We start from the raw sequence: 7550 nt of genomic DNA, 5'->3' as shown, positions 1-7550 counted from the left end.
CACGCACCGAGGCGCGTCCGCGGGCGGGGCGGGGCGGGGCGGGGTGGTGCGGTGCGGTCGCGGCGCGCGGGCGGTGCGCGCCGGACCGGGCCTCAGCCCTTGCCGCCGCCCGCCTTCAGCACCTGGGCCGCGGCCACGCCCGCCGCGCTGAAGCCGTGCCCGCCGCCCTCGACCTCGGCGGCGACGGCGAGGTCGCCGCGGTAGGCGATGAACCAGCTGTTGGTGGCCTGGCTGCCGGCCTCGACGGTGCCGGTCTTGGCGCCGATCTGGCCGGACAGGCCGGCCATCGGGGTACGGGCGGTGCCCTGGGTGGCGGTCTTGGCCATCATGGCGCGCAGGTCCCGGGCGACGTCGGCGGGGAGCCTGCTCGGCGCCGTCACGCGCTTGGCGTCCTCGCGCAGCACGGGCTGGCGGAACGTCCCGTTCTGCACGGTGGCGGCGACCGAGGCCATCACCAGCGAGTTGACCTGGATCCGGCCCTGGCCGATGTACGCGGCCGCGGCCTCGTCCTTGTTCCCGGGCGTCGGGATGGTGGCGTCCCGGCTCGGGACGCCGATGTGCCACTCCAGACCGAGGCCGAACTGGTCGCGGGCCACCGTGCCGAGGGTGCCGGGCTGCAGCTTCTCCAGGCCCTTGTCGATGAAGCCGGTGTTGCAGGAGCGGGCGAAGTCGTCCGCGAGCGTGTAGGACGGGAAGTCGCCGCTCTCGTCGTTGTGCCAGGCGCGCGGGGAGTAGGTGGTCTCCTTGCACGGCACCACGGTGTCCGGGCGCACGCCCGCCTCCAGCAGCGCGGCCGAGGTGATCACCTTCATCGTCGAGCCGGGTGCCTGGCCGCCCGCGAGCGCGCGGTTGAAGCCGCCCTGCGGGGCGTTGGCGATCGCCAGGATGTGGCCGGTGCTCGGCTGGACGGCCACCAGCGAGGCCGGATTGCCGTTCGCCGCCTGCTGCTTGACGGCGTCCTCGGCCACCTGCTGGAGGTCGGCGTCCAGGGTCAGCTTGACCACCGGGGCGCTCGGCGGCGTCAGCACGAACAGCCGCTCGGCCTCGCCGCCGCCCGAGAGCACCACGGCCCGTCCGGTGGTGGCGGCCGCGCCGTCCGGAGGGGCGATCTGGGGGAGGACGGCGCGCAGCGACGGGAAGGTGTCGAGCGGTCGGCCCTTGCGGTCGGTGGGCTTGGACACCGGGTTGGGCGTCTCCTGCACCCCGATGGTCCGGCCCGGGGTGAGCTGGGGGTGGATCACGGACGGCTTCCAGCGCACCACGGGCCGCCCGTCCTGGGACCGGACGACGCTCAGCACGCTGTCGTACTCCCAGGCGTCCGGGGTGCCCTCGAACTCCGCCTTCACCCGGAAGCCGAGGGCCGGCTCGCTCGGGCCGTCGGCCTTCGCGGGGCCCGTCCCGGTCAGGGCGAGCGAGCGGGCTCCCACCTGCTCGTGGAACGTGGCCAGTGCGGCGCGGGCGGTCTCCGGCCGGTCCGTCAGACCGGCGGCGGCCGGGATGTCGCCGCGGCTCCAGGCCGCCAGGAACTCCTTTGCCGTCGACTCGGCCTGCTCGGCGGTCGGCGGCTCCTGCGGGGCCTTCGCCACGGTGCCGGCGCCCTGGTGGCCGCCGGCCGGTCCGTTGTCCGTCACGGCGTTCAGCACGTTGTAGGCGCCGTAGCCGCCGACCGCCAGCAGGGCGGCGAACACCCCGCCGGCGGCGACCATCACGACCCGGCGCGTGGTCGAGCTGCGCGGTGCCCCGTCGTCGTTCCCGTCATGCCCGTCGAAGTCGTCCAGATCGTCGTACTGGTCGTACTCGATCTCGACATCGGCGAGTCGGCCGTCCTGCTCGTGCCCGGCGTGCTCGTCGTGCCGGTTGTCCCTGTGCTCCTCGAACATGCTTCCGTCCCCCCTGCGATCCTCCGTGGTGGCGGGCACGCCCCCTCCGGCATGTCGGCCCGCCGGCCCGATGACCGGACGAAGGTCCGTTCGGGCGCGGACCAGCCTATGCCGGGACGGGTGATCGGTCGACAGCGGGACGGCCCGCCCAGGGATCGGCCGGGCGGGCCGTAGGGGCCGGTCAGGCCCAGGGGTCGGTGAAGGAGCGGCCGGGGACGGGCTTGGCGACCAGGGCGATGGCGGTGAAGAAGTTGACCTGGCCGATGGCGAGCATGAGCGTGGTCAGCGCCGTGTCGTCGTAGTGCCCGGCGACCTCGGCGTACAGCGCGTCCGACACCCGCTCGCCGTGCGGGTTGGGCTGGAGGACGGCCTCGACCAGGGCGAGCGCGGCGCGCTCCGGGGCGGTGAACCAGGGGGAGTCCGGCCAGCCGGCCACCGAGGAGATCCGCTCCTCCGACTCGCCGGCCCTGCGGAGGAAGCCGCTGTGCAGGACGGTCAGGTAGGTGCTGCCGGCGATCTGGCCGGCCCGCAGCTGGACCAGGCTGATGGTGCTGCGGGGGACGGACCGGTTGCCGGTGGCCTTGAACAGTGCGGCCGAGACCTCGGCGAGCTCGGGGACGAGCTGCACCGGGTCCTGGGCCATGCGCGGGCGCAGCGGGACCTCGGCGGTGATCGGACGGGCGTTCATCGTGGTGTTCCTCTTCTCGCGGATGAGCGGATGAGCGGATGAGCGGGTGACCGCTCGACCGGGTGGACCGTGCGGCCACCCGCTCACCGGTCCGACGGATCGCGGCGCGGCTTTGTGACAGCGCGGCCCGCCCGCAGCCCGAGGACGCAGCCGACGGCCACCAGACCGGCCATCGCGAGCAGCGGCGCCGCCCAGGACCCGCTCGCGGTGTGGAGCGCGGAGGCGAGCGCGGGGCCGGTGGCGGCGAGCAGGTAGCCCCAGGTCTGGGCCATGGTGGAGAGCGCGGCGACGTGGTCCGGGTCGGTGCCCCGACGGGCGAACAGCACGGCGGCGAGCGCCTGTCCGCCGCCCATGCCGATGCCGAGGACGGCGGCCCAGAGCGGCGCCCCGCCGGCCGGGGCGAGCACCAGGCCGAGCAGGCCGAGGACGCAGACGGCCGCCACGCCCAGGATGTGCGGCCGCTGGTCGCTCCGGGCGGCGGCCAGGGTCGGGGCGAGGAAGCCGCCGACGGCGAGGCCGAGGATCAGCACGGCCTGGTCGGTGCCGGCGGTGGTCCGGCTCAGGCCCGCGTCGACCAGGACGGTGGGCAGCCAGGCCAGCGTCGCGTAGAAGACCAGGGTCTGGACGCCGAAGAAGGCCGTCAGGCTCCAGGCGAGCGCCGTCCGCCCGACCCGGCGGCGCCCGGCGGGTGCGACGGGCCCGGCCGGCGTCCGCGCGACCCGCAGCTGCGGCGCCAGGCCGGCCGCCGCCAGGGCCGCCGGGACGACGGCGATCGCGATCGCGGCCTGCCAGGACCAGGCGCCCGCGACCGGCGCGACCAGCGCGGCGACGACCGCCGAACCGGCGCCCATGGACAGCGCGTAGACGCCCGTCATGGTGCCGATCCGCCGGGGCGCGAAGCGGGCCCGGACGAACACCGGGATCAGCACGTTCACCACCGCCACCGCGACGCCCACCAGCACCGTGCCCGCGTACAGCCCGGGCAGGCCCGCCGTCCGCAGCACCGCCCCGGCCAGCAGCAGCACGCTCGCCCAGAACAGACCGCGCTCCTCGCCGAGCCGCCGCCGGGCCAGGGCGCCGAGCGGGGCGAACAGGCCCATGCACAGCGGCGGCAGGAGGGCGAGCAGGGTCACGGTGCCCGGGCCCCAGCCGGCGACCGGCGCGAGCGGCCCGATCTGTCCGAACGCGACCCGGGTGTTGAGGCTGAGCAGGACGAAACCGAGGACGAGCAGGGCCCCGGCGGTCCGTGGGGTGCGGGAGGGGGCGGGTGCGGTGGTGGTCGCAGTGGCCGACGCGGTGGTGGCCGTCGGGTCGGTGAGCGGCATGGGGAGCAAGCCCTTCGCTTCGATGAGAGGTTAGGCTTGCCTAAGCGTTCTCGCTCAAGCGTGCTTGAGCGCAACCCGGTCCCGGCGCACCCAGCCCGAGCCCAACTCGGCCTGGGCGCAACCCCGAAGGAGGCGGCGACGGATGGCGGAGCTCCACTCGATCACCGAGGTCTCGGCGGCCTTCGGCCTCTCGGTGCCCGCCCTGCGCTACTACGAGGAGTGCGGCCTGATCGCCCCCGCCGCCCGCCGCGGCCGGGTCCGCTACTACGACCGGGAGTCGCTGGAGCGCCTCGCCCTGGTCCAGCTCTGGCACGTGGACGGGATGATCCCGGTCAGCGGGACCGCCGCCGTCCTGGCCAGCGAGCGGGCGGCCGACCGCACGGCGCTGCTGCACGCCCAGCGGGACGGGATGCTCGAGCGCGCCCGCCGGCTGGAGCACGCCGCGGCCGTCCTCACCCACATGCTGCTGTGCAGTCGGGACCGCCCGCTCGACTGCCCGACCACCCGGGCCCACATCAGTGCCCGGGTCGACGCCGCCCTGGCCGGCGAGGAGCTCGCCGACGGCTTCCTGCCCGCCCGGCCGGACGGCCCGCAGCCGGAGCACCCGCGGTCGGGCAGCGCCACACCGCAGGAAGGCCTCAGCCCAGCACCGCCGGCGTCGGCCCGTCCGGCCGTACGGTGATGCTGTACGCCGCCCCCGTCGGCCGCGAGCGGAACGTCAACGGCCCCATCGGCAGCAGGAGTTCCAGTAGCGCCGTGGTCTCGCGCAGCGCGAACCGGGTGCCCAGGCAGGCGCGGGCGCCGAGACCGAACGGGAAGTAGGCGCCGAGCTGCCCGGGGCGGTCCGCGCCGTGGGCGAAGCGGGCGGGGTCGAAGCGTTCCGGGTCCGGCCAGAGCGCCGGGTCGCGGTGGGTGAGGTACGGGCAGACCAGCACGTCCGTCCCGGCGGCGATGCGGTGCCCGGCGATGACGTCGTCCTCGACGGCGTGCCGGGGGAGCAGCCAGGCGGAGGGGTAGAGCCGCAGCGTCTCGCTCACCAGCGCCTGCGGATCGGCCGTCCGGGCCTCGGGGTGGCGGTCGAGCAGCAGGAAGAGCCAGGTGAGCGTGGTGGCCGTGGTCTCGTGGCCGGCGACGAGCAGGGTGACCAGCTCGTCGCGGATCAACCGGTCGGTGTACCCGGGGTCCTGCTCGCCCGCGTCGAGCAGCACCCGGAGCACGCCGGGCTCCTCGGTCGGGCCGGCCGAGCGCGCCGCGTCGATCGCCGAGTGCGCCACCGCGTCGATCCGGGCGAGGTCCTCGGCGACCGCGTCCCGGGCGTCCGCCGCGTTGGTCGGCAGGGTCGGCATCGCGGCCACCACCCGTTCCACCGAGCGGAGTTCGCGGTCCGTCCGGTCGTCCAGCGGCAGCCCGGTGAGCGCCCGCCAGACGGTGTCCAGGGCGAAGCCGCGCATCTCCTCGCCGACGTCGAAGGCCTCCCCGCTGCGCCGGTACCCCTCCCAGCGCTCGGCGGTGCGGTGCGCCGCCGCGGCGATCCGCCGCTCGTAGCGGCGCATCCCGGTGCCGGTGAACTGCGCCTGCAGCACGCGCCGTTGGCGCTTCCAGGGGTCGCCGGTGGCGGACAGCACGCCGTCCCCGACCAGCATCCGGGCGCGGTGCGAGCGCTTGACGTACCGGTCCGGGTGGTGGCCCAGGACGTGCTGCACGGCGGCCGGGTCGGTGACCAGGACGGTCGGTGTCGGGCCGAGCCGGAAGGCGGCGACGCCGCCGACACCGCGCTGGGTCCGGGCCAGCAGGTCGACGAGCTCGGCCTCCTCGGCCCGCCACCGCTCGACGACCTCCGCGGCCAGCTCCGGTACCGGACGGGTCTCGGTGCTCACAGGTCGTGTCCTTCCGCTCTGCTGACGGTTCGTCGGTTGCGGTCCGACTCTATGCCAGCGCGCCGCCCGTCCGGGCTGCGCCGAACGGCTGGCCGACCCGGGCGGGGGCGGCGCGGCGGCCCGACCGGCCGTACCCGCACGGGTACGGTGCGGCGGGGCCGACCGGTCCCTGCTCGCCGCGCGGATGGGAGAACGCATGCCTGGGACCCGGCACTTCGGAGGCGGCGGGATCCGAACGGGAAGGCCTGTCGGCGCGGGCCGGTGGCTGGCGGCCGCCCTGCTCGTCCCGGTCCTCGCGGCCTGCGGCGGCGGTGGCGGATCCGGGTCGGCCGGCGCCACCCAGAACGGGCAGAACGGCCAGAGCAGCGGCTCGGGCCTGCCGGACGACCAGCGGACCAAGGACGAGGGGGACCAGGGCGGGTTCCGGACCGCGGGCGAGCCCTCGGCGAGCGTCCAGGGCATCGACAACAGGGCCCGGATCACCCTGTCCTTCCCGTCGAAGACCAGTTTCACGGCCGTGATCAGCAAGGTCGCCGAGTGCGGCAGCACGTCGTACGCCACCCCCGCCTCGCAGCAGGTGCGGGTGACCGACGGCAAGACCGAGCTGGTCGACTTCCGGCTCCCGCAGTGGAAGCCCGGGACCAAGGACCGGACCATCTGCCTCACGGTGACGGCCGACGACTCCTCCAAGCGGATCGAGGCCGCTGGCTCGGTGGTCGTCGTCAGCCCCGACGACGGGGCGACCACCGGCAACGGCGCGACCCCGAGTTACGGGTCGAGCCCGTCCAGCGGCGCCGGGAGCACCCCCTGAGACCTGCCGAGGAGGAACCCCCGGACGGGCAGCGGCAGCCGCAGCCGCGCTCCTGGGCCGACTGGCTCACCAGGCTCGCCACCTGGATCGCCCCGACCACCCTCCTCACCGCACTGCTCCTCTTCTTCGGCTACGCCTACACCAGTTCGCTCTACGCCTTCTTCGGCATCGACGCCGGCACGATCGGCTTCGCCACCCAGGACCTGCTGATCCGCAGTTCCCCCGCGCTCTACCTCCCGGCCGGGGTCGCCCTGTGCGGGGCGCTGGTCGGCGCGCTGGGCTACCACCTCGCGACCAGGGCGGCCGGGAAGGGCGGGGCCGGCGCCCGGACGGTGCGCCGGGCCTGTTGGGCGGTCGCCGCACTGGTCGTCCCGCTGCTGGTGCTCGGCCTCCTGGCCGGCTTCGAGGTGTTCGACGCCGGCCCGCTGGGCACCCCGCTGCTGATCGGCGGCGCGCTGCTGCTCGCGGTCCTGGCCCGGATGATGTACGTGCGCGGCACCGGCGCACCGTACCCGCTGACCGGGGAGCGGGCGGCGCTGGGCGTCAGCGTGGCGCTCATCGTGCTCTGCTCGTACTGGGCGGTCGGCGACTACGCCCAGCAGAAGGGGACGGCCGACGCCGAGGACCTCGCCCACCACCTCTACCGGCGCCCGGCGGTCGTCCTGGACACCCCCGAACGCCTCCACCTGGGGTGGCCCGGGGTGTGGGAGACGGCGCTGCCGGACGTGGACCAGGGCGCGCGGTTCCGCTACCGCTACGAGGGGCTGCGGCTGCTGGCCCTCTCCGGCGGCCGGATGTTCCTGGTCCCGCGGACCTGGACCTGGGAGACCGGCAACGGGCTGATCCTCCCGTTCGACGCCACCGTCCGGGTCGCCTTCCATCCCGGCTGAGGCCGCCGCGCGGGCTCCGCGCGACCCCCGCTCCGCGCACGGCTGCGCCGCGGTCCGTCCCCCTCGACGGACCGCGGCG

Annotated in this window: 6 protein-coding genes; 2 read left to right on the top strand and 4 right to left on the bottom strand. The window is 75.6% G+C overall.

Features of this window, described 5'->3' with window-relative positions:
* Nucleotides 1-92: 92 nt before the first annotated feature.
* The 3 genes from ACFU7Z_RS32295 to ACFU7Z_RS32285 form a co-directional block, all read right to left on the bottom strand.
* Nucleotides 93-1880, bottom strand: a complete 1788-nt coding sequence (locus ACFU7Z_RS32295) for a penicillin-binding transpeptidase domain-containing protein (protein WP_380781401.1) — start codon at nucleotides 1878-1880, stop codon at nucleotides 93-95.
* A gap of 181 nt (nucleotides 1881-2061) precedes the next feature.
* Nucleotides 2062-2568 carry a carboxymuconolactone decarboxylase family protein gene (locus ACFU7Z_RS32290; protein ID WP_380781399.1) on the bottom strand — a complete coding sequence of 169 codons (507 nt, stop codon included), beginning with the start codon at nucleotides 2566-2568 and terminating at the stop codon, nucleotides 2062-2064.
* 83 nt (nucleotides 2569-2651) lie between these two features.
* Entirely contained in the window at nucleotides 2652-3893 is a 1242-nt protein-coding gene (locus ACFU7Z_RS32285) for an MFS transporter (RefSeq protein ID WP_380781397.1), read from the bottom strand.
* 142 nt (nucleotides 3894-4035) lie between these two features.
* On the opposite strand from ACFU7Z_RS32285, the gene ACFU7Z_RS32280 reads away from it, so the two are divergent.
* Nucleotides 4036-4575, top strand: coding sequence for a MerR family transcriptional regulator (locus tag ACFU7Z_RS32280; RefSeq protein ID WP_380781395.1), 540 nt, complete (start codon nucleotides 4036-4038; stop codon nucleotides 4573-4575).
* On the opposite strand, the gene ACFU7Z_RS32275 is transcribed toward ACFU7Z_RS32280, so the two are convergent.
* Nucleotides 4532-5770: a cytochrome P450 gene (locus tag ACFU7Z_RS32275; RefSeq protein ID WP_380781393.1), complete on the bottom strand. Its 1239-nt coding sequence runs from the start codon at nucleotides 5768-5770 to the stop codon at nucleotides 4532-4534. The two genes, ACFU7Z_RS32280 and ACFU7Z_RS32275, sit on opposite strands and share 44 nt — an antisense overlap.
* Before the next feature lie 627 nt (nucleotides 5771-6397).
* Here ACFU7Z_RS32275 and ACFU7Z_RS32270 point away from each other — a divergent pair.
* The gene (locus ACFU7Z_RS32270; protein WP_380781391.1) at nucleotides 6398-7471 is read left to right on the top strand and encodes a hypothetical protein; all 1074 of its coding nucleotides are present in this window, start codon (nucleotides 6398-6400) and stop codon (nucleotides 7469-7471) included.
* Nucleotides 7472-7550: the final 79 nt, after the last annotated feature.

Source organism: Kitasatospora sp. NPDC057518 (assembly GCF_042802075.1).
Lineage (GTDB): Bacteria > Actinomycetota > Actinomycetes > Streptomycetales > Streptomycetaceae > Kitasatospora.
This window is presented reverse-complemented; position numbering and strand designations above follow the sequence as displayed.

Bases quoted from the DNA above. Each gene is read 5' to 3' on its own strand.
- ACFU7Z_RS32295 (WP_380781401.1), bottom strand. From the start codon at position 1,880: ATGTTCGAGGAGCACAGGGACAACCGGCACGACGAGCACGCCGGGCAC.
- ACFU7Z_RS32290 (WP_380781399.1), bottom strand. From the start codon at position 2,568: ATGAACGCCCGTCCGATCACCGCCGAGGTCCCGCTGCGCCCGCGCATG.
- ACFU7Z_RS32285 (WP_380781397.1), bottom strand. From the start codon at position 3,893: ATGCCGCTCACCGACCCGACGGCCACCACCGCGTCGGCCACTGCGACC.
- ACFU7Z_RS32280 (WP_380781395.1), top strand. From the start codon at position 4,036: ATGGCGGAGCTCCACTCGATCACCGAGGTCTCGGCGGCCTTCGGCCTC.